Annotated in this window: 25 protein-coding genes; 7 read left to right on the top strand and 18 right to left on the bottom strand. The window is 45.6% G+C overall.

What is annotated here, in order from left to right; translation table 11 throughout:
* Positions 1-11 precede the first annotated feature (11 nt).
* The 15 genes from fliG to OH455_RS15960 form a co-directional block, all read right to left on the bottom strand.
* Positions 12-1,070, bottom strand: coding sequence for a flagellar motor switch protein FliG (gene fliG / locus OH455_RS16030; protein ID WP_045974760.1), 1,059 nt, complete (start codon positions 1,068-1,070; stop codon positions 12-14).
* A complete protein-coding gene (gene fliF, locus OH455_RS16025) occupies positions 1,063-2,808 on the bottom strand; it encodes a flagellar basal-body MS-ring/collar protein FliF (protein WP_045974759.1) in 1,746 nt (581 codons plus the stop codon). The genes fliG and fliF overlap by 8 nt, the downstream gene beginning before the upstream one ends.
* A 16-nt stretch (positions 2,809-2,824) precedes the next feature.
* The gene (gene fliE / locus OH455_RS16020; protein WP_045974758.1) at positions 2,825-3,136 is read right to left on the bottom strand and encodes a flagellar hook-basal body complex protein FliE; all 312 of its coding nucleotides are present in this window, start codon (positions 3,134-3,136) and stop codon (positions 2,825-2,827) included.
* A gap of 98 nt (positions 3,137-3,234) precedes the next feature.
* Positions 3,235-4,635: a sigma-54-dependent transcriptional regulator gene (locus OH455_RS16015; protein ID WP_045974757.1), complete on the bottom strand. Its 1,401-nt coding sequence runs from the start codon at positions 4,633-4,635 to the stop codon at positions 3,235-3,237.
* A complete protein-coding gene (locus tag OH455_RS16010) occupies positions 4,635-5,696 on the bottom strand; it encodes a sensor histidine kinase (RefSeq protein ID WP_045974756.1) in 1,062 nt (353 codons plus the stop codon). Before OH455_RS16010 ends, OH455_RS16015 begins: the two co-directional genes overlap by 1 nt.
* A gap of 122 nt (positions 5,697-5,818) precedes the next feature.
* Positions 5,819-7,285, bottom strand: a complete 1,467-nt coding sequence (locus OH455_RS16005) for a sigma-54 dependent transcriptional regulator (protein WP_206368389.1) — start codon at positions 7,283-7,285, stop codon at positions 5,819-5,821.
* 257 nt (positions 7,286-7,542) lie between these two features.
* On the bottom strand, positions 7,543-7,953 hold the full coding sequence (fliS, locus tag OH455_RS16000; RefSeq protein WP_045974754.1) for a flagellar export chaperone FliS: 411 nt from the start codon (positions 7,951-7,953) through the stop codon (positions 7,543-7,545).
* An 11-nt stretch (positions 7,954-7,964) separates the two neighbouring features.
* A complete protein-coding gene (locus OH455_RS15995; protein WP_269982061.1) occupies positions 7,965-8,288 on the bottom strand; it encodes a flagellar protein FliT in 324 nt (107 codons plus the stop codon).
* Positions 8,272-10,305, bottom strand: coding sequence for a flagellar filament capping protein FliD (fliD, locus tag OH455_RS15990; RefSeq protein WP_269982060.1), 2,034 nt, complete (start codon positions 10,303-10,305; stop codon positions 8,272-8,274). Before fliD ends, OH455_RS15995 begins: the two co-directional genes overlap by 17 nt.
* 20 nt (positions 10,306-10,325) lie before the next feature.
* Positions 10,326-10,754: a flagellar protein FlaG gene (gene flaG / locus OH455_RS15985; protein WP_045974751.1), complete on the bottom strand. Its 429-nt coding sequence runs from the start codon at positions 10,752-10,754 to the stop codon at positions 10,326-10,328.
* A 70-nt stretch (positions 10,755-10,824) separates the two neighbouring features.
* Positions 10,825-11,958, bottom strand: coding sequence for a flagellin (locus tag OH455_RS15980; protein ID WP_045974750.1), 1,134 nt, complete (start codon positions 11,956-11,958; stop codon positions 10,825-10,827).
* Between the two features lie 228 nt (positions 11,959-12,186).
* Positions 12,187-13,320, bottom strand: a complete 1,134-nt coding sequence (locus OH455_RS15975) for a flagellin (RefSeq protein WP_045974749.1) — start codon at positions 13,318-13,320, stop codon at positions 12,187-12,189.
* A 245-nt stretch (positions 13,321-13,565) separates the two neighbouring features.
* On the bottom strand, positions 13,566-14,699 hold the full coding sequence (locus tag OH455_RS15970) for a flagellin (RefSeq protein WP_269982059.1): 1,134 nt from the start codon (positions 14,697-14,699) through the stop codon (positions 13,566-13,568).
* 145 nt (positions 14,700-14,844) lie between these two features.
* Positions 14,845-15,747 carry a Dyp-type peroxidase gene (locus tag OH455_RS15965; protein ID WP_269982058.1) on the bottom strand — a complete coding sequence of 301 codons (903 nt, stop codon included), beginning with the start codon at positions 15,745-15,747 and terminating at the stop codon, positions 14,845-14,847.
* A gap of 82 nt (positions 15,748-15,829) precedes the next feature.
* On the bottom strand, positions 15,830-16,288 hold the full coding sequence (locus OH455_RS15960) for a DUF2919 domain-containing protein (protein ID WP_269982057.1): 459 nt from the start codon (positions 16,286-16,288) through the stop codon (positions 15,830-15,832).
* 206 nt (positions 16,289-16,494) lie between these two features.
* Here OH455_RS15960 and OH455_RS15955 point away from each other — a divergent pair, with 206 nt between their 5' ends.
* Positions 16,495-16,839 (top strand): DUF2956 domain-containing protein, encoded by a 345-nt coding sequence (locus tag OH455_RS15955; RefSeq protein WP_269982056.1) that lies wholly within the window; start codon positions 16,495-16,497, stop codon positions 16,837-16,839.
* Between the two features lie 19 nt (positions 16,840-16,858).
* Complete coding sequence (locus OH455_RS15950; protein ID WP_269982055.1) at positions 16,859-17,176, top strand: DUF4156 domain-containing protein; 318 nt, start codon at positions 16,859-16,861, stop codon at positions 17,174-17,176.
* Here OH455_RS15950 and OH455_RS15945 read toward each other — a convergent pair.
* Positions 17,173-17,460 (bottom strand): winged helix-turn-helix domain-containing protein, encoded by a 288-nt coding sequence (locus OH455_RS15945; RefSeq protein ID WP_021457988.1) that lies wholly within the window; start codon positions 17,458-17,460, stop codon positions 17,173-17,175. The two genes, OH455_RS15950 and OH455_RS15945, sit on opposite strands and share 4 nt — an antisense overlap.
* A 213-nt stretch (positions 17,461-17,673) precedes the next feature.
* On the opposite strand from OH455_RS15945, the gene OH455_RS15940 reads away from it, so the two are divergent.
* Genes OH455_RS15940 through OH455_RS15925 form a run of 4 tightly spaced genes read left to right on the top strand, consistent with a single transcriptional unit; the run spans position 17,674 to position 20,028 of the window.
* The gene (locus tag OH455_RS15940) at positions 17,674-18,021 is read left to right on the top strand and encodes an ArsC family reductase (RefSeq protein ID WP_206368371.1); all 348 of its coding nucleotides are present in this window, start codon (positions 17,674-17,676) and stop codon (positions 18,019-18,021) included.
* Positions 18,022-18,038: 17 nt separating this feature from the next.
* A complete protein-coding gene (gene dapE, locus OH455_RS15935; RefSeq protein WP_269982054.1) occupies positions 18,039-19,172 on the top strand; it encodes a succinyl-diaminopimelate desuccinylase in 1,134 nt (377 codons plus the stop codon).
* A 2-nt stretch (positions 19,173-19,174) separates the two neighbouring features.
* The gene (locus OH455_RS15930; RefSeq protein WP_269982053.1) at positions 19,175-19,858 is read left to right on the top strand and encodes a M15 family metallopeptidase; all 684 of its coding nucleotides are present in this window, start codon (positions 19,175-19,177) and stop codon (positions 19,856-19,858) included.
* Complete coding sequence (locus OH455_RS15925) at positions 19,858-20,028, top strand: DUF2897 family protein (RefSeq protein WP_071209556.1); 171 nt, start codon at positions 19,858-19,860, stop codon at positions 20,026-20,028. Before OH455_RS15930 ends, OH455_RS15925 begins: the two co-directional genes overlap by 1 nt.
* A gap of 29 nt (positions 20,029-20,057) precedes the next feature.
* Here the strand turns inward: OH455_RS15925 and OH455_RS15920 are convergent, their stop codons facing one another.
* Both OH455_RS15920 and syd read right to left on the bottom strand, forming a co-directional pair.
* Positions 20,058-20,834, bottom strand: coding sequence for a Zn-ribbon-containing protein (locus tag OH455_RS15920; protein ID WP_206368367.1), 777 nt, complete (start codon positions 20,832-20,834; stop codon positions 20,058-20,060).
* 2 nt (positions 20,835-20,836) lie between these two features.
* Entirely contained in the window at positions 20,837-21,382 is a 546-nt protein-coding gene (syd, locus tag OH455_RS15915) for a SecY-interacting protein (RefSeq protein ID WP_269982078.1), read from the bottom strand.
* 89 nt (positions 21,383-21,471) lie between these two features.
* Between syd and queF the strand changes: the two genes are divergently transcribed.
* Positions 21,472-22,317, top strand: a complete 846-nt coding sequence (gene queF, locus OH455_RS15910; protein ID WP_269982052.1) for an NADPH-dependent 7-cyano-7-deazaguanine reductase QueF — start codon at positions 21,472-21,474, stop codon at positions 22,315-22,317.
* The last annotated feature ends 10 nt before the right edge of the window (positions 22,318-22,327 follow it).

Below are 22,327 nucleotides of genomic sequence, written 5' to 3'. Positions count from 1 at the left end.
ACCTGTTTTAATTACAAGAATTCGTCTGCACCGCCACCTAGCATTATCTCACCGGAGTCAGCCATACGGCGAGCCACAGCCAATACTTCTTTCTGTGCGGCTTCCACATCAGAGACTTTAATCGGCGGCATCGCTTCAAGATCATCACGCATCATCTCAGCAGCACGTTTAGACATGTTCTTGAAGATCTTCTCACGCAGAGGCTCATCTGCGCCTTTAAGTGCACGTTGCAACGCGTCTTGTGGAACATCACGCAACAGCTTCTGAATACCTTGGTCGTCGACTTCGATAAGGTTCTCGAAGACAAACATAAGATCCTGAATCTGGGTTGCCATGTCTTCGTCCTGATCGCGAATCTGCTCCATCAGGATACCTTCAACATTGTTGTCCATGTAGTTCATGATTTCTGCTGCTGCCTTCAGGCCGCCAATTTTGGCAGCTTGCGCACCGGCTTGACCTGCGAACTGTTTCTCCATGATTTCATTCAACTCGGCAAGCGCTGAGGGTTGTACTTCTTCTAAGTTCGCGATTCGCATCATCAAATCGAGACGGTCACGTTCGGCAAACTGAGATAAGATTTCTGCAGATTGATCCGGTTCGAGGTAGGACAACACAATAGTTTGAATCTGAGGGTGTTCGTTAATAATGATACTGGCAACCTGACGAGGATCCATCCACTTAAGTGAATCCAAACCCTTCGAGCCAGTACCCAGCAATATTTGATCCACAAGATTATTGGCTTTGTCTTCACCAAGGGCGGCAACCAATGCATTTCGCATGAAATCTTCACTGCCCATACCTATGTTGGTGTATTTCTGAATATCTTCCAGGAAAGCTCGGTGTACCGCTCCGACTTTTTCTTGGCTTAAGTCAGCAGCACGAGCCATCGCGCTACCAACACGTTGTACTTGTTTAGGTTCTAGGTGACGAATGATACCTGCTGCGTCTTCCTCATTTAAACTCAACAGGAGTATCGCTGCACGTTCTTCGCCCGGTATAGTTTCTATATCCACGGTGTTCTCTACAACTTCGCCACCGCCTTCTCCCTGTGGTACGACTTCGTTAGGCATCTTCCATCCAGTTCTTCACTACTTGTGCCGCCAGTTCAGGCTCGTTAGCAACTAGCGCTCTAACTGCTTTCAGCACATCTTCATCTTTATGGAGGTTAGGTAAGTCAATACTGGAGCCAAATTCAAACAACTCACCACCATCCATATCTCCACCAATCAGGCTGGTTTCACCATCAGCCCCAATCGGTAACCCATCTGGTCCATATAGCTGATCATCGTCTTCCGATGCAGGGTTGAGCAGTTTCTTCAATGCTGGGCGAACCAGAACAAGCACAACCACTATGATCACCAACGCACTGGCAAACCAACGGACCCAATCGTTGAAGTTAGGGTGCTCCCAGATAGGTACATCTGCAATTACTTCAATTTCTGGTTCCGCGAACTGCATACTCAGTACATTGAGCAAGTCACCCCGGTTTTCATCAAAGCCAACGGCACCAATCAACACCTGACGGATAGACTGCAGTTCTGCATCCGATAGAGGCTGGTACGTCGTTTCACCGCTATCAGGGTTAACCGAAGCGCGGTTTTTAATCGCAACGGCGACCGTTTGACGATTGACGATACCTGTCTGACGACGCTCATGGCTGATGGTCGTATCCAACTCAAAGTTACGTGTTGCTTCCTTATGTACAGAACCCTGTCCCATCAATGAGCCGTCTTTCATTTGCGCGACATCTTGGGGAATAGAAGCGTCTGCTGGAGGCTGGTTACTCAACGCGCCGGGAACACCTGCCACTACATTACCATTATTATAGTCTTCCAGCGTGTATTCACTTCTGGTTGATGGTGTATTGGGATCAAAACTTTTACGCGTTTGCTCTATCGCGCTGAAGTCCAACTGGATATCGACTTGTGCGGTATAGTTGCCAAATCCAAGGATAGGAATAAGTACAGAGTCAATTTTGTCACGTAATGCTTGTTCCTGCTTACGCTCTAACTCGTGCTCTTTACGCCGCGCCGCTGAAGCTGGATCTTGCGAACCCGAACTTAGTAAACGACCATGTTGGTCTGTCACAGTAATGCGAGTCGGTTTCATGCCGGGGACTGCACTTGCCACCATATCCACGACAGAGTCAACTTCTTCTTGCTTGAGTGACGTGCCAGTACGAAGTGTAAGGAAAACGGAGGCCGATGCTTCTTGATTATGACGGACAAAAACGCTTTGTTTCGGTAAGGCCAGCAGCACGCGTGCTTTACGCACTTGTTTCATTTCTTCAATCGCTTTGGCTAACTGACGTTCACGGCTGAGTTTTAAGCGTTCCTGCTCTAAACGCTGAGAAACACCGAATCCCATGTCTTGCATCAGAATTTCATCGCCAGCTTGCTTCTCATTGTTTAAACCAGCACGAACCATGTTCAACTTGAGCGAGTTGTATTCACTGGCCAGAACAGAGATGGTGTTCCCTTCCAGTTTGTAATCAATTTTCTGTTGATCAAGGTAATCTAGGACAGGAATTAACTCTTCTGTATCGTATGCTCCGAGTGGACGCATTTCTGGCTCTCTTACCCAGAAAAACAGCATCACTATTAGTGCGACACAGATGGAGATGGAAAGCACCAAGACCACTTGACGAAGGAGATCAAGATCCCCCACTGCCATATCAAATTTGGATGAGCTTTGTTCATCCAAGTCTGGGTTTTGAACATCAGTATCCATTTCTGATGTCGCCATCATTGCAGTATCAGGACCACCGTCCGACACCGCAATATCCGTTGATTGATTTTGTTCAGCCACAGACTATACCTATCACTTAAACGGGCATGTTCATCAATTCTTTGTACGCTTCAACTAGCTTGTTACGTACTTGAATCGTTGCCTCAAACGCAACGCTGGATTTATTTCGCGCGATCATTACGTCAGATAAAGACACATCCTCATCGCCACGATCAAATCTCATTTGCAAGTTACTTGATGTCTTTGACAGTCCATTCACATTGTTGATGGCATTATTAAGCAGATCACCAAAATCCGCACCAACCGTATGACCAGTCGCGGCAGGTTTAGTGTTCGCTGCTTCGAACATCATTGCTTGCATTTCGCCTTGAAAACCATCAACTTTCATAGAGCACCTCGGACGTCAACTCTTTGACTACAATTCTTGCTGTAAATATGACGCTGCAATCTACATGCCATATCAATTTGAGCGTCGAAAATAGCACGTTAATTTGGAATATCAATCCCTGCATCACGCATTTTTGCTAACTTGTAGCGCAAGGTGCGTGGGCTGATACCTAATTTCTCAGCCATTTCCTTTCGACGGCCATTGCATTCCGATAATGTCTCCAGAATGATAGCGTATTCCTGCTCTCTCAGTTCACCACCAAGACCAACGCCAGTAGCGAATACGTTATCAGGCTCAGCGATCGGTTTAATATTGGGGGCCGTAATTTCACCCGTTTCGACTACATGCTGTAAACTGCCAGCATCCTGCCAGTCTAGGCCTTCAAGTAAAATATGATCGCTCGAAACATTACCATTCTCACTGAGAATTAATGCTCGTTGCACAACGTTATCCAACTCACGTACATTTCCCGGCCAAGAATACGCCAATAATTTACTCATAGCGCTTGATGAAAGCACAGGAACAGGTAGCCCTAGCTTCTTACAATGACGCTCTATTAGGTGGTTCGCTAGTGGCTCAATGTCACCTTTACGCTCACACAATGCCGGCCAAGCTAATGGGAATACATTCAAACGATAGTATAAATCTTCTCGAAAATTGCCTTCCTGAACATACATTTTGAGATCACGGTTACTGGTGGCCAACACTCGGACGTCAAGCTTAATGCTCTTACGACTGCCTAAACGCTCTACCTCACGCTCCTGCAACACACGGAGTAATTTGGCTTGAAGGTTTAAATCCATTTCACTGATTTCGTCTAGCAGAATGGTACCGCCCTGTGCTTGTTCAAATTTACCTGGACACGCTTGAATAGCACCAGTAAAAGCGCCTTTTTCATAGCCAAACAGCGTTGCTTCAAGCATATTGTCCGGAATCGCAGCACAGTTTATCGCGACGAATGGCCCATCTTTACGATTCGAGGCGTTATGGATATAGCGTGACATCACTTCTTTACCTGAACCACTCGGTCCTAACACCATAACGTTGGCATCTGTTTTGGCTACTTTGTCAGCCATTGCAAGTAGCTTCAGGCTTTTCGCATCCGCCACAACCGCATCGCCATTGTCATCCGATTTGACCGGCGCATAGCGGCTGACCATATTCAGCAAAACTTCAGGGGCAAAAGGCTTGGCCATATAGTCAATGGCGCCATCTTTCATGGCTGAAACAGCATCTTCAATATTGGCGTATGCCGTCATGAGCAATACAGGTAAGTTTGGCCAGTGTTGTTTAATGTTACGTAACAGTGCCAATCCGCCCATACCAGCCATTTGAACATCGGACACAACAATATCAACGGCGTGAGCCTTGAGTTTAATCAAAGCGTCTTCAGCACTATCGGCTTCTAACCACTCATATCCAGCCAGTGCTAGGGTATCGACCAAGGCTTCGCGTAGACCTTCATCATCTTCTACGATTAGTACTTTGCTTTGTGCCATTATCCTTCTCCTGTCATTATATCGTGGTCAGCATGCGGAGCACGCTCCAAAGGAATGCAGATGGTAAAACATGCGCCATCACCTTCTTCTGAAATCAGTTCTAACCTTCCGTCGTGAGCACGGCATACCATTTGAACAACGGCTAGGCCAAGTCCCGTACCTTGGGATCGAGTAGTGAAGAAAGGTTCCATTATTTGGTTATGTAACTCTTTAGGTACACCTGGGCCGCTGTCTTGTACCGAAATTTTCAATTCGTGGTTAACCGGCCGGAAAAAAACATCAACTTGAGATTCCTTTCCTGCGATTTGAATGGCATTCATCACCAAATTACTTAGCGCCGAAGCAACCGCATTCGCATTGCCCAATAGCTGAGTGTCTTCTTGTTCGACTTCAAGATGATAATCAATCTGGTTGTTCTTAAGAGCGGTTTCCACCATGGGAGAAAATTCAGACACCAATTCTGAAATGGTGAAAGGCTTCACCACTTTGTTGTCCCCTCCCTTGGCAAACAGCAACATGTCGTTGACCTGTTTCTCCAGATCATGCAAGCGATCCATCAGCTTGTTTTGGAAACGATCTTTCGTCGCAGGTGGTAAGTTCGGTGCGCCCAGATTTGATGCGTACAACATCGCACTGGAAAGAGGAGTCCTAACCTGATGCGCTAAAGAAGCAACCATACGCCCTAACGAAGACAAACGCTGCAAATCGCTGATGCGAGACTGCAACAGGCGTGTCTCAGTCAGATCGGTAATCAAAATCAGCTGGCCTGTCGTAGACGCTGAAATCGCCAAACGCACTTTACGGCCATTACGAAGAGAGATTTCATGACCGTCATCTTCACGAGGAGAAAATGCTTGTTGAATCACTTCAAACCATTTTTGGCCTACAAGAGGCATCTCTAGCAAACGCTGAGCTTCAGGGTTCGCTTCATGAACAACGCCTTGAGTATCGAGCAAGATCACGCCTGCAGGCATGACGTCCAATACCTGTTTGTATCGTTCAACTTGTTCTTCGAGTGTTCCAAGTGGTTGCTGTTTCATGATCGCCTGAGCTGATTGCATGTCGAATTTCTGCCTTAAAAACTACAATAGCCTGACATGCAATAAACAGGCCAGGCTATTTTCCATATATTTCAGTAGCTTATTGAAAAGTCGATATTTTGACAGCGTCGAAAATACCCAAATTAACGCTGCACATTGTATTTTCTCATCTTCTCAACCAGCGTTGTCCTACGCATTCCAAGCATATCAGCAGCACGGGCAACTACGCCTCCCTGAGCCTCTAGCGCTTGGTTTATCATGTTAACTTCCAACTCGGCTAACATCTCTTTAAGGTTAACACCTTCAGGCGGTAACTCTTGAGGAGCATTGGAGTTTTCATGTAGGGCTTCAGTCGCATCAAGGCTGAAATCTTCAGAAAAAATATCCTGCAATACGTCACGTTCCTGTTCTTCAACAGAAACAAACACATTATGCTCTGGCTGAAATTCAGGGATATCACTATATCGATACTTGGTCGGTAGGTGATTGACGTCGACCAAGCTATTTGGATAAAGAATGATCATTCGCTCGACAAGATTCGCCAGTTCGCGAACATTACCCGACCAATTGTGCTCCATTAGTGAGTTGATTGCTCTCGGCGTAAAGCATATTGGCTGAGCGCCCTCAGCTTCCATTCGCGTCATCAACTCTTGCAACAGCAACGGGATATCCTCTATACGGTCACGTAGTGCTGGCATTTCGATTGGGAACACATTGAGTCGGTAATATAAGTCTTCACGGAAAGACTCATCATCAATCATGGTTTCCAAATTACGGTGAGTTGCCGCAATAACACGAACATTGACGCGAATAGTAGTGTTACCACCAACACGCTCAAAACAACGTTCTTGTAATACTCGTAGCAATTTGACCTGCATTGGCATCGGCATATCACCGATTTCATCAAGGAACAAGGTACCGCCTTCTGCCAGCTCAAAACGCCCTTTACGAGAGGTAATAGCTCCAGTAAAGGCCCCTTTTTCATGGCCAAACAGTTCACTTTCGAGCAGATCAGGAGGAATAGCACCACAATTGATTGGAACAAATGGCCCAGTTCGACGTGTCGAATGGTAATGAATGTTGCGTGCAACGACCTCTTTACCTGTTCCTGATTCACCAAGGATGAGCACATTGGCCTCAGTAGCGGAGACTTGCTCTATCAGGTGGCGAACTTCTTTAATACCAATACTCTGCCCAACCAAACTTCGGAATAGAGTATTTTTTCTTGAGGACGAAACTACATTGACACCTTTACGACCAAGGAAATCTTTGCAATGACGAAGCGCTTCACTTAACTGAGGATAATTTAAAGGATATTCCAGTTCACCAACATAATTGGTCATTTCTTCAACTGGATAAGAATGTGTTCCCACGATAAGTAAAGGGATATGGTTAGCTTGGGAGAGTCGAGTACTCATCTGCGTTGAGAAGTTCTGGCTCTGAAGAGAACCGACAATGCATCCAGCCCAAACATCCGACCAGTTAACGTCGTTCAGCTGTGCGGAACTGATCGCCTCACATTGTTCTCCGACAAATTCTAATATATTACTCAGATTGATGCGTGCTTGAGCATCATCTTCAATTACGAGCAGCTTTGCTAAACCTTGCATAGGTGAGAATTATTGCCTTTATCTTGAAACGTTGTGTCTGTTATTTCTGTTTCTAACAACTAATCTAACTATAGAACAGGATTAGTGATAGACAATTTATAAACTTCAGCAACAAAATAAGCCACTAGGCTACTAAGTGGCTTATATTCTATTTGATAAAAAAATAAAGGCAACCAAGCAATTAGGCGATGTGATATTTGCCCAAAAGCTTTTTATGCAAGATATTTCAATACAACTGTAAAAAGTAAACTTATATCTTAGATTCCTACATCAGTCGCAGTCAGATTATGGTATTCCGGTGGAATTTGTTCCCACGCTGATTTAATCTCGCGAATAATATCAATCACGTCATCAATAGGTTGAGGATCATTCTTATGATTTGCCTCAGTGATTTGGGTAATCATAAACTCGTATAACTGATCCAGATTCTGGGCAATATCACCACCATCGTCCATCGATAAACAACTGCGTAAGCTGATGATGATATCTAGGGCTTTACCCAGTCTCTCACCCTTGATCGGAATATTGCCCTGCTCCATTGCCGCTTTGCCCTGAATCAAGCGCTCGATAGCGCCCGCCATCAGCATTTGAACAATTTTATGCGGGGAGGCAGCACTGAGCTGGCTATCTACCGATACCTTCTTGTAAGCCTGTAATGAACCACGCATAACAATCCTCTTTATAAAAATTTCTTGTACTGCTGCACTGATTTGTTGCCATAGCGGTACTTTTTCAAACTACTGCCAAGTTCTGCGGTTTTCTTCTGCATCAACTCAACAGTCAACCGAGTACGCTCGATGGCACTATGCCATTCTGGTAACTGAGCTAACTCTTGTTGTTCATTAATAGTACTTATCAAGGTTAGCAATAACTGTTCCCTTTTATCGACCAACTGAACGATTTCTTCAGCATCAATGTCACCAGCTGAAAGATTATTGGCAATATCGCGATCAAGATCACAAAGAAATGAGATCTGTGCCAAAAAATCATCCGCCGAGTGCATTCATCATACCTGCTAACTGAGATTGCATATTACTCGTCGCGTCTTGCATCGCCGTAAATTTGGCGTGTGTACGTTTCTCTAGACTGTCCATACGGCGATCTAGAGATGCTTGATCATCATCAAGGCGATAGTTTTGTTCGACCATGCTACGCTCACGAGTGCGAATTGAGCCAGTAACGCCCGTTATCCCCTGAATCGCATCTTCAACTTTTTTCGCAAATCCTTGGTTACCGCCAAAGAAATCTTCTAACTTACTGAAGTTGTTATTGAGCTGGCGATCCAACATGTCGTAGTTGATTTCCAGTGTCCCCTGACGTGTCGTTGTAATACCGAACTCAGTCAGTGTTTTCAGATCTTCAGGGGCAGGTTCAACTCTTGAAGAAAACACCGATTTCAATCTTGAATCGGCACTACGAACCACACTATCACCCGCCAGAGGGCCTGCGGATCCAGTTCGTGGATCGACTCCTGAAAGCTCTCGAGAAACCTGATAAAACTGGTTGTATGCCGAAACGAACTGCTCAATATCATCTCGTACGCCCTGACGGTCATATTCGATATCAATCTCTGAAGGTGTTTTGCCGCGCTCGGAGCGACCTTTCAATGTCAGATCGACCCCTTCAATGGCATCTTCAATGATGTTGTTATCACTGGAAAGCTGAGCAACACCATCAAGCAGTACTTTCGAATCCTGCGCGGCTTGTACTTGGCTCATACCACGATAAGCGTCAAATGATTCCTGCGCCGATTTCAGGTCAGCTTGGGCCTGGTCAATTCGTTCCAGATATTCTCTTTCTTCTTGCGGCAGTTTGGCACGTTCAAGCTCTTTAGCTTGCTCTGGGCTCAATTCACCTGCCAGAACGCGTGCTTGAAGCGAGGCTTTTTCCTGAGCGAGTTGCTTTTCCAACTCAGCTTGTTTAGCATCTAATGCGGCCTGCGCTTCTTTTGGTGTGACGTAGGAGTCCGTCAGAGTACCTGAAGCCGTGGCACTCCAACCAGGAACATCAGGGGCTTTTTCCAACGCTTTAGCATCTAGTTGAGGCTCGGGCTCCCAATACGAGTCAAGCAATGTACCGGACGCGGTCGCGGTCCAGCCAGGAATACGCTCTTCTGGCTTTAAGTACTTATTAGCTTCGGCACCAGCAGCAGCAGCGGCTGCAGCGGCTGCAGCGGCTGCATCTGATAGCTCGTTACCGACACTTGCATCTTTTGCCGCATTGGGATCGGCAGCAACTGCCGCTTGTTTGGACGTATCGGCAATCTCCTGATCGACAACCTTTGCCGCCTCGATGTTTTGCTCTGCGATACGATCGGCAACAGCTTGTTCTTCATCAGTGAGCGGTTTGAGGAGATCTTGTGCCGTGGCACGAGCTTGCTCAAGGTCTTTAACACGCTGTTCAAGCGTTTTGTACTCGAGTCTTTTGAGAAGATTGTCCGGTGCTGATTCCACACTCAATTTCAGAGCATTTTTTTCACCTGAATTACTCGAGGCAACGATAAGACGTGGGCCTTCGACATCATTGATGACCGATGCTCGAACGCCTGGGTTGGTTTTGCTGCCATTGATACCGCGAACAATATCACTCAGCTTAGAATTTTTCTGTACATCAATGGTGAACGTTTCTTCACCGAGAGAAACTTGCAGCTTACCCGGGCCAAATTTCGCATCTTCTGGTACAACATCAGACGCAATTTTATGACTCTGGGCAAGCTGCAACACATCGATAGCATATCTACCAGCGATAGCTTCAGTGGTTGCCGTCGCGGATACAACAGTATCATCCGTAGATTCTACTTTTCTTGCAGCAAATGCTTTCTCTTGACGAAAGCTCGCCATCAAGTTTTTCATCGTATCCAACGACTCTCTGAGCCGTCCGTAGGCACTGATACTGGAATCAATTTTGCCACGCTCATTGTCGATTCGCTGCTGTTTAGGTACGCGCTCCGAATCAACAATTTTGCTGACCATGGCATTGATATCCATGCCAGAATTCATCCCTACCGGGCCAAAGCTCATTCAATCACCTCAAAATACGATCATACCCTCTGGTTCAAAAGTCCCGATGAATACCGAGCTGTTTGATCCCTCAGGCGTCGCAGTATTTCTAACATTTCCTCATCGGGTATCTGACGAATTATGTCGCCAGTATCCGCTTCATAAATGGTAACTACATCTCTTCCCGATTCTTCGTCGACTCGAAAAGATAAGCCAGTGTTAATGGACGCAATGAAATCGTTCATTTGCTGTACCATACGTTGCCGCTCTTCCCTGTTAAGCTTTTCACGTTGTTGAGACGCTTCTATCGCTTGATTAACAGCTTCAGCAGCTTGTTCTCTCACTTCGGCTGTAGAAACCTGTTCTTTCCGCGAGGAAACTTGCTGTGCACCATCATATTTTGAAGCAACTTTAGTGCCACTTTCTGAGCCGTAAGGCTGGATGTTCGATGTGTAGGATGGTATTTCCATAACAATCTCCCTTCCACCTTATAGGTTGGTAATCACGTTACCTACCAATAAGCTCGTTCGAACCTATCGATTAACCTAATAAGCTAAGAGCTGCTGATGGTGATTGTTTTGCCTGCGCCAGTACTGAGGTACTTGCCTGCTGCAAAATCTGCGACTTAGTCATCTGAGTCGTTTCTTTCGCGTAATCAGTATCTCGGATACGGCTACGAGACGCGTTAACGTTCTCGTTGATGTTATCCAAGTTGCTGATCGCATGGCTGAATCGGTTCTGGAATGCACCCAACTCCGCACGCTGGCTATCTACCGTTTTCAGGGCACCATCGATGACCGAGACCGCCATCTGTGACCCTGCTACAGTAGAAACATCAACATCGGAAACCGTTTTATTTTCAGCGGCACCAAAACCGATATCACCACCTAACGCACCACCAATCGTGACATCTGTCGCGACTTTGTTATTCGCAGCGAATAGTTGCAACTTCCCTTCGTCACCAACCGACGCTTTTACGTCTTCACTTTGACCATTGATGTAAGTCGCAAGCTGCTCGATATCGTCACCAACCTTAGCATTTATGGTTAACTGTTTAGTTTCCCCATTAACGTCAGTATAGTCCAGAGTAAGGTCTGTTGTACCTTGAGAGACGGTCCAATCATTACCTTTACCCTGTTGCGCGATGTATGCTTTACCACCCATTCCAGAGGTATCTGAACGCATATTACCCATAGTGAGCATTACAGCCTCACCTGAGCTTGCACCGATCTGGAATGACTGACTACCAAACGTACCATTAAGCAGTTTGTTACCACCAAATGAGGTGGTTTCTGCGATACGGTTTAATTCGTCATTGAGTGCGGTAACCTCTTCTTGAATCGCAACACGCTCTGAACGCGAGTTCGAACCATTTGACGATTGCAACGACAGGTCACGCATACGTTGAAGGATATTGGTTGTCTCATTCATTGCACCTTCAGCAGTTTGTGCAATGGAGATACCATCGTTTGCGTTTTTCACCGCCATGTCTAAACCACGACTTTGCGATGTTAAACGGTTGGAAATTTGAAGGCCTGCAGCGTCATCACGAGCACTGTTAATTTTGTAACCCGACGATAGACGCTCCATCGATCTCTGCATGCCATCAGCAGCACCATTAAGGTATCGCTGAGCAGTCATCGCAGACACATTGGTGTTTACGTTAATTGCCATATTGATCTCCTTAGGCATTAAGGGTGATGCACCTCAGCGTCTCTCACCTCACTTTGGTGCATCTCATTTCTCTCAGTCTTTTAACGGCGAAAGAAATATATCCTTTAGAGAAATTTTTAAAAAAATTTCTGTGATGAGTATCAACAAGCTATAAATATCTTTTAAATCAAGGAATTATATAAACAAAAAAAATCCAGCCGAAGCTGGATTTTTTTGAAGGTTTTAAACTTAGCCTAGAAGATTAAGAGCTGAGTTTGGTGTTTGTTTTGCCTGAGCAAGAATCGAACTTGAAGCCTGAGAAAGAATTTGCGATTTAGTCAGTGCTGTTGTTTCTTTCGCAAAGTCAGTGTCTTTGATACGGCTCTTAGACGCATTCACATTCTCATTAATGTTATCTAAGTTGCTAATCGCGTGGTTGAAGCGGTTCTGGAAAGCACCCAGCTCAGCTCGGTGGCTATCTACATACTTCAATGCCGAGTCAATGATTGCCACAGATTCTTGAGCACCACCCACTGATGTCACGTTAATCGTATCGACAGTTACAGCTTGACCTTGCCCCATGCTAAGTTCGCCAGCCAGACCACCGCCAAAGCTTACTGCACCTTCCACTTTATCTGTGCCAGCAAATACCTGTAGTTTACCATCTTGGTCAACAGATGCTTTAACCATGTCAGTCTGACCATTGATGTATGTCGCTAGCTCTTCAATATCGTCGCCTTCTTTGGCATTGATGTTAATGGTTTGCTGTTGGCCGGCAGTATCAGTCAGTGTGATAGCCAAATCGTTTGCACCTGCCTGTACTGTCCAATCTTTATCTTTACCATTCGCTGCTTGGTAGCTCGTACCGCCCATGCCAACGTTGTCTGAACGCATATCGTTCAAAGTCAACATCACGGCTTCACCGTTGTCTGCACCAATTTGGAAAGATTTCGTCGCGTAAGTACCGTTCAGTAGTTTGTTACCACCAAAAGAGGTAGTTTCTGCGATACGGTTAAGTTCGTCATTTAGTGCCGTTACTTCTTCCTGAATCGCAACGCGCTCTGATTTAGAGTTAGAGCCGTTCGCCGATTGTAGCGAAAGGTCACGCATACGTTGCAGGATGTTAGTCGTTTCATTCATCGCACCTTCAGCAGTTTGTGCGATAGAAATACCGTCATTCGCGTTACGCACTGCAACATCTAGACCGCGGCTTTGCACATTCAAACGGTTAGAGATCTGTAGACCTGCTGCGTCATCTTTAGCGCTATTAATCTTGAAGCCAGAAGATAGACGTTCCATTGAAGTTTGTTGTGCATTGTTAGCGCCATTTAGGTAACGCTGTGCTGTCATTGCTGCTACGTTTGTATTTACATTCACTGCCATGGTGATTTCTCCGTTTGATTTTCCGATGTAACCGGTTTCCGACGTCTCGGAAAACCAAAGTAGTTCTCTCAAAGTTACTTTTATTAACGGCTCAATTTCGAGAACCTTGAGTATTTTTTTAAGTTTTTTTTGAAAAAAATGCTTTTGGAGAAGGAAAGTTGACCAAATACGAAAAAACTTAAAAAAACGCAATTTTTCGCTAAAGCTTTAATTCACTCAGTCGATAATATTTTCTTTTTTGATAATTAACCCAATAGGGTAAGGGCTAGATTTGGCTGTTGTTTAGCCTGTGCTAGGATGGATGTGCTAACTTGCTGTAAAATCTGTTGCTTAAGCATTTGAGTGGTTTCTTTAGCGTAGTCAGTGTCTTTTATACGGCTATTCGACGCGGCCAAGTTTTCATTGATATTACCTAAGTTGTTAATCGCATGATTAAAGCGATTTTGCATCGCCCCTAATTCAGCACGATGGCCATCAACATACTTAAGCGCAGTGTCTATTACTGATACCGCTCGCTGTGCGCCGCCAACGTTAGAAATATCCAGATTATCAACCGCTTCATAACCAGCTAGCCCCATTTGCAGTTCACCTGCAAGGCTGCCAGAAAAGGAAATAGTACCTGATGTTTCTTTACCTGACACAAAGACTTGCAGCTGCCCATCTTCATTTACTGAGGCCGAGACTTTATCCGTTTGACCATTGATATAAGTCGCTAACTCTTCGATATCATCACCAACCTTAGCCTCAATCTGAATCGATTCCTGTAGGCCCTCAGCATTGGTATATTCCATGACCAACGTTTGACTCCCCTGAGAAACCTGCCAGTTATTGTCCGCTTTTCCAGCGGAAATGTAACTGAAGCCCCCCATCTCAATACTATCGGAGCGCATGTTTTTCAGAGATAACTGAACCGCTTCACCGGAACTGCCACCAATTTGGAAAGAAGAACTGGCAAATGAACCATTGAGCAATTTTCGACCACCAAAAGAGGTGGTTTCGGCAATTCTATTCAATTCATCATTCAAAGCCGCCATTTCTTCCTGTAATGCTTCTCTTTCTGCACGACTGTTCGAACCATTCGCCGATTGTAATGAAAGATCACGCATGCGTTGAAGAAGGTTGGTCGTCTCATTCATCGCACCTTCGGCTGTCTGCATGATGGATATACCGTCGTTCGCATTGCGCATTGCGACATCCAAACCACGCATCTGAGACTCAAGTCGATTCGAGATCTGCAAACCTGCTGCATCGTCTTTGGCACTATTAATACGATTCCCTGAAGATAGCCTCTCCAGAGATTGGTTCAGCATGTCCGTCGCATTCGTAAGATAACGCTGCGCCGTCATTGCTGATACGTTGGTATTAACAGTGATTGCCATAACGATAGATAGTGTTTCCTCAACAGGGTTATCTGTTATATCGGCCTGAGGAGATTTTCTTTAGTCTTTTTGCACAAAAAAACCGAGCGTATTAGCTCGGTTTAAAATAGGTATAGTTCACAAGCTTTAGTTTGCTTTCATTGACTTACTTAAGCTTTAACCCGTTTAGCATTTCTACAGACGGGGCAAAGAAGTATGCGCCTGTCACGGCTCTAGTAAAGCGCAATAACTGGTCTGTTTTACCATCGGTCTCGCCATACATGCTTTCCAGCATGGCTTTAAAATTGTGTAACGTATTGCAGTAGGCAATGAACAGCAGGCCATGCTCACCCGACACACTGCCATAAGGCAGGCTATGGCGAACAATCTTCAGGCCTTTACCTTCTTCTTTAATGTCCACACGGCCAACGTGGGACGCAGCTGGCACATTATCTAACTCAATCGAATCCGGTTTAGTCCGCCCGATGACTTTTTCTTGAGCAGACACATTCAGTCGATTCCAAGAAGGCAGGTCATGGACAAAACGCTGGACCATAACGTAACTGCCACCAGCCAACTCTCCTTGAGGTATAATTGCCACTTCATGACGCTGGCTCTCTTTCGGGTTTTCCGTCCCATCGACAAAATCCGTCATATCTCGCGAGTCAAGATAGCGATAACCATAGGTTTCATCAATCACGACTACGTTGTCTGAAGCTTGTGCAAAGAATGTGCGCAGCAGATAAAAGTGCAAATCATGACGATTCGAATGGCAGTGGATAAGCACATCTACATCAGAACTCGGCGCTATAGTGCTGCCTTCGCCAAGCTGTGGGAAGTCAATCAGTTCGTCTGGCATTGCAGCATCACATTTTGACCAGAACGACTTGCTGAACGCAACCGTAAGAGTCAATTCAGCCCTAGGCTGCTGCTGATTAAGCTCTTCTACAAGTGTTAGTAGAGCCTGTAGCTGTTCCAGTACGGCAGCATGTTCCTGTGTCACCTTAAGCAGCGTGTATTGAGCGAAAGGTCCTGCTTCAGGAAGGATGGCACTTTGAGGGATTGTCATTTTTATGTCCTCACATTTACATATTTGCTCAGTGTATTGTGTTCTGTTTTAAGCGTATTGATAGCGCTCATCACCAGTTGCGTCAATCAGATGGCGGCGCAGAAAAACAATCGCGTACGCTGCGACTCTTATAGATATAAAGCATAAACCACAGCAGAAATAGCAAGGTAGCGGCATTCGCCCAACGAAAAGCGCCATGTTCTAGATAGACGTGATAAAGCGTTTGAACAAACTGGCCGCCAATCGCTAGCATGGTAATCGTTTTACCCCAACAGACCAATTGGCTTATCCATTTTCGTTCCGGGCTGCGCAAGCTGATCATCCACATTAACGCGATGCTAGGCAGCCCCATCGCCAACCCCAGATACAACATTGAATGATCGGGGTAGACAATATTGAGGATCTTAGCGCCGCTTTCTCGGCTCGCACCAGCGACAACAAAAACCACCCAAGCTTTGGCGAGAAACAGCCAACCAAGCCAGAGCCATTTAGGGGCTTTGAGAAAACCATGTTTATCGTATTGTTCTAAAGCGTATCGCACTGATTGGTCACTGCGGTTGAGAGATTAAACTCCACTCTATACCAATTGAATTTTTTTGCTATCAGATATTAGCCATAAAACTCATTGGCCATTAGATGATAAAAAAGTACATCTCGTAACGTGCTATTTAGTGGAGTAACTTCAATGATGAACAAGATTAGATCGTGTTAAAATAAAGCGACATTAATCTCGCGGTAACAACCTTAATGAACAACAAAGTCGTGCCATCACAGGAAACACAAAAAGAAGCGATGAATATTGCCAAAGCTACCCAGAAACCCGGCCAAACCAAAGAGCAAACCAAGTTGATCGCTCAAGGCATAGAAAAAGGCATTGCCCAATACAAGAAACAGCACAAAGAAAAAGCCCGCCAGGCAGACAAGGCTAAGAAAAAAGCGCAGAAAGCCAAACAAGCTCAACACGCTGCACTAGTGCAATCAAAAGCTGAAACAGTGACAACGATAGAAGCACGATCAAAAACCAATATGCTACCATGGGCATTGTTAGCCCTTAGTTGGATTGGTTTTATCATTTATGGCACTCAAGTTTAGTCAGGTATGCAAAATAACTATGTCGCTTGCTTTAGTCGCAGGCTGTACAACCCCAGCCACTCGACTCAATCATGATGCCAACATGGTCCAGATTAGAATGGACAGCAGTTTCGATCCCACAAACTGTCAATGGCAGGGCGATCTTACTGGCAGTGAGGGACACTGGTACACTTACCTATTCTACCCTAACGATATCATGGTTCAGGGAGCCGTTAATCAAATAAAAAATCGCGCCAGTCAGCTTGGCGCGAATACCGTTTTTATGACCTCACCACAAGACTTCACCACATCATTTACCATATTGGGCAGCGCTTATGACTGCCCAGCAGGTCGTTAGGCACAAAACCCCAAAGAAGCAGCGATGTCAGCTTCTCTATCCAATACCCACTGGCTATCGAAAGGCCCCCAATCAGACAACTGATAATATCCATCATTGTGTCTGCGACCATCCTGAATGAACATCAGTTCGATACCAATACCAGGCAGAGCTTTTATTACGTCTTGAATCGTCCGACGCGGCCAACCTGTTTCCTCAATCAGTTTCGGCACATTCGGCCTGTCGAGATTCTGAACCAGCAATGCTAGATATAAGCGCCTTGCAAAAACAGGACTCAATTCCATTGATACCTCCTATAAATTTCTAGAGTCATTATTTCTGTTTTGCTTTGCGGTGTGTTGCGTTTGATCAATAACTCATCGATCCTCAGCTTTTGAAACACATTTTTTTTGTAAGATAAAATATATTAGAGACACTTTTGTCTCTGATAACAGTTCCTGCTAGGATGCCAAAAAGCTTCTAATAACTTTATATAAGTCACTCTCAAGGGTTTAACTATGACAATCACCATGTACGGAATTCCCAACTGCGACACCATTAAAAAGGCCAAAAAGTGGCTGGAAGCAGAAGGTGTGGAATTCCAATTCCATGACTACCGTAAACAGGGCGTTAATAAACAAATGGTTGAAAAATTTTGCCAACAACTCGGCTGGGAAAATGTGCTTAACAAACGCGGCACGACTTTTCGTCAGCTAACTCAGGAACAGAAAGACAGCCTGAATGAAGCCAACGCCATTGATCTGCTGGTAGAGCAACCAGCCATGATCAAACGCCCAATTTTAGTTTCTGGTGATGACTACCACCTTGGCTTTAAAGCCGATCAATACTCAGCCATTTTCTCTTAAGCAAAAGGAATTCAAGGATGACAGACAGCCCTACTTTGGCGCTTGCAAAAGACTTACTTAGCCGCCAATCGGTAACGCCTGTGGATGCAGGTTGTCAGGATGTGATGATTGAACGCCTGAAAGCTTTAGGATTTGAAATTGAAGTGATGGTGTTTGAAGACACCACAAACTTCTGGGCACGTCGAGGCACAGAAGCCCCACTGTTTGCATTTGCCGGTCACACTGATGTCGTGCCAGCGGGCAACGTCGAGCTATGGGATACGCCTCCATTCGAACCGACTATGGTTGACGGCTACCTACATGGCCGCGGAGCGGCTGATATGAAAGGCTCTCTGGCAAGTATGATTGTTGCTGTTGAGCAATTCATTGCCGAAAATCCTAACCATAAAGGTTCAATTGGCTTTCTGATTACTTCAGACGAAGAAGGCCCATTTATCAATGGCACAGTCCGTGTTGTCGAAACCCTAATGGCGCGCAACGAAAACATCGACATGTGTATTGTCGGTGAACCATCAAGCACTGAGCTAGTCGGCGATGTGGTGAAAAATGGTCGTCGAGGTTCTATTACCGGAGACTTAACAGTCAAAGGTATTCAAGGCCATGTAGCTTACCCGCATTTAGCTAAGAACCCCGTTCACCAGTCACTGATGGCGATTCATGAATTGGCATCAACCGAGTGGGACAAAGGCAATGACTACTTCCCACCTACCAGCTTCCAGATCCCTAATGTACATGCGGGAACGGGTGCTTCTAACGTGATCCCGGGCGAGTTCAATGTTCAGTTTAACCTGCGTTTCAGCACCGAGCTTAACAACGACATGATCGTTAAGCGCGTCACTGATACCCTTGATAAACACGACTTAGACTACGAGCTTAAGTGGACCTTCAACGGCGACCCATTCCTGACAGATACTGGCGCACTTCTCGACGCTGTGGTTGACGCCGTTGATACCGTCAATCAAACCAAACCAGCTCTACTCACTACTGGAGGCACATCCGATGGTCGCTTCATTGCCCGTATGGGTGGTCAGGTAGTGGAGTTAGGTCCGGTTAATGCAACCATCCACAAGGTGAACGAGTGCGTGAAAGTGGACGATCTTGAAAAGCTGACCAAGATGTATCAGAAAACACTGGAGAATCTTCTGGCGTGAACATGACCCCTGAGCAGCTGACTGGCAAAGTTTCAACTCACCTAACTGACACTATGTTTGGTCAGAAGATTTTCGCCGTGCACCCTAATGTCGAAAACGATTTACAAGCTTTGCGACAAGCGGCGGCTCAGGCTGGTTTCAACCTCAATATTGCCAGCGGTTTCCGCGATTTTGAACGCCAGAAGGCTATCTGGAACAAAAAAATGGCTGGTCAAACAGCCATTCTTGATCAAAACAGCCAACCTCTAGATAGCCAACGGCTTTCTGATGCAGAAAAGATTATGGCTATCTTACGTTGGTCTGCTCTACCGGGCGCCAGCCGACATCATTGGGGATGTGACTTCGATGTATTTGATCGCAGCAGTCTACCTCAAGACATCCAGCTACAGCTTGAACCATGGGAATACCTAACAGGCCATCAGGCAAATTTTTATCGCTGGCTCAGGGAGTCTCTAACTGAATTTGGTTTCTTTTTTCCATATGCAAAAGATCAGGGCGGTGTCGCAGCAGAGCCATGGCACATTAGTCATGGCGCAACAGCATCGTCTTGTTTGTCACTGCTTAGTCTGGAGACACTTCAAAAAGAGCTGACAAACAGTGGAATACTGGGTGAGGAAGTGGTGTTGTCGAATCTCGAAACGATCTACAATCAATTTATCACCAATATCTCCAATGAGGTGGATTAATGGAACTACTCACCAACCCTTGGGTGATCATCTTTATCGTCTTGAGTGTCATCATAGGTAATATTGCCGCACTGAAGTACACGGCCAAAATGAAGTTTGGACAAACGGATAAAAAAGCTCGCTCGCAAGACGAACAATCCACTGAGCAAGAGGAAAAAAAAGACCCGTAATAACACGGGTCTTTTTCATTTAAGAGGCACTATTTGATGTGATCCCAAGAAATATTGGAGACAATTCGGCATTCATCGCACTTAAAGTGGAAAATGTCATGCAGTGGTTCATCCAATAACCACTCTCCGCCGCATTTAGGGCATTTACGCTGTTTTTCATCTGTCAGACTTTTGCCACCGACTCGGTACTGATAGTAATAGGTCGGAATTTCCGTCACATATTCGATCCGACCACGTAAATCCCAGCCACGTTTGAAAAGGACGCTGTCGGCATCGCAAATCTCATGCAGTGCAGCATGCTCTGCTCGGCAAGCACCAGCCATCTGAATTTCATCACACGCCTGCCACTCAGTCTGCCATTTGATCACTGCTTTATGGTCGCCATTGAGCGTTGGTCCATTGCGATAAAGAGGAATGGGCAACAAACTTTCCCCACTGCGCAAAGGCGAACAAGTATGCACATATGTGGTGTAGAGCACCTGCCATTTAGGAGTGGTTTCTTCTGCCGCTTGCTCTGAATTCAAATCTCGCCCAAGTAAGCGGGCTTTAGGCGCTAACAAGCACGCTTCAGCTAGTCGCTCGATGCAAACATTAACAAAATCAGAATGATATTTAGGGTGCAAACTTTCCTGCTCTGGGCACACGACTCGAACAAAAAATTCCCCTTCTCCCATCACGATAGGGAACTCACGCCCAAGTACCTGACCGTTATAACGCAACGCGTCCATCAGGCCATTGATCGCTTTATCGACGGCAGAAATGGTGGTGTTATCAAAACACTCAAACTGTAATTCAACAACGTACATAGTTATACCGCAGGCTCTAGGTTAACCAAAAATTCCGCTACATTCTCGGCAAGAACATCGCGTTTATCAGTACCCAATCGCTCGAGAATGACGTTACCTGTCAGGTTACAAATGGAAATCACGTCCAACTCCGCATCGGTTGCTGCGATGAAAACCGTTGGCTTCAGTTTAAGTCGACGCTGAGTGACTAGATGGCCAAGAATGTTTTCCTGCAAACGAACAAAGTCTTCATCACTCCATACCTGAAGTAGCGTCAACTCGTTCCCGTTCCAAGTCGCCTCCATATCCGCACTGTACTGCGAACCGTAGAAGGTTTTAATATCTTGATGGAGTGTCAGTTCGATACCGTTTTCAACATTAGTGAAATCCGCTGGTTGCTCACGCTTATCTGCCTGCCATTCAACATAATCAGTCTGCTTTGCTTCAACGCAAGGTGACACGAGATCCACCAGCTCTTCGCTTCTTGGCAAATGTCCATGGGTGTCAAGACAGCTCTGACGGTACTTTTCACTGAACGAGCGCAGCGCTTGCAAGGCAGTTTCAGCCATTAGATTCTCCAATTGAGTCTTCGAATGTTCGCTTTTAACGACAGGATTGCGTAAAATTCTCGCCATTCTAATCCAAATCTATGCAAAGTATGAGCAAATATTCTGACGCAAAGGAACTGGCGGGGTTAACGCTCGGTCAAAAAACCGAATACGCCAACCAATACGACGCTTCTTTACTTCAACCTGTTCCACGCAGCTTAAACCGCGATGACCTGAATCTGGGTGATGAATTACCATTTCAAGGCTGTGATATCTGGACACTGTACGAGCTGTCTTGGTTGAACGAGAAAGGTCTGCCACAGGTAGCCATTGGCGACGTGTCCATTCCTGCGACCAGTGCTAACCTGATTGAATCCAAGTCTTTTAAGTTGTACCTCAACAGTTTCAACCAAACCCGCTTCAGCTCATGGGATCAGGTTGAACAAACATTAGTAAAGGATCTCTCCCACTGTGCAGGTGAAGAGGTTTCAGTCACTATTCGTTCTGTCGTCGACTATACCGACAGTGTGGTCGTGACAATGGACGGGGACTGCATTGATGATCAGGATATCGAGATTGAAAGCTACGAGTTTGATACCAGCTTGCTAGAAGGTGCGGTTAAACAAGAACACGTCTCAGAAAGTCTGCATAGCCACCTTCTCAAGTCCAACTGTCTGATCACCAACCAGCCAGATTGGGGCAGTGTTGAGATCCAGTATCAGGGTCAAAAAATCAATCGTGAAGCTCTGTTACGCTACTTAGTATCATTCCGTGAACATAATGAGTTCCATGAGCAGTGCGTTGAACGTATTTTTACTGACATTATGAAATACTGTAAGCCAGAAAAGCTCACCGTGTACGCTCGATACACGCGACGCGGTGGTCTAGATATCAACCCTTATCGTTCAACAGAGCATGCACAACCTGCTCATAACCAACGTATGGCACGTCAATAAGGATTGGACT

The organism is Vibrio sp. T11.5 (assembly GCF_027587155.1).
Classification (GTDB): Bacteria; Pseudomonadota; Gammaproteobacteria; order Enterobacterales; family Vibrionaceae; genus Vibrio; species Vibrio neptunius.
The sequence above is the reverse complement of the archived record's forward strand: the minus strand, read 5'-3'. Positions and strand labels throughout refer to the sequence as shown.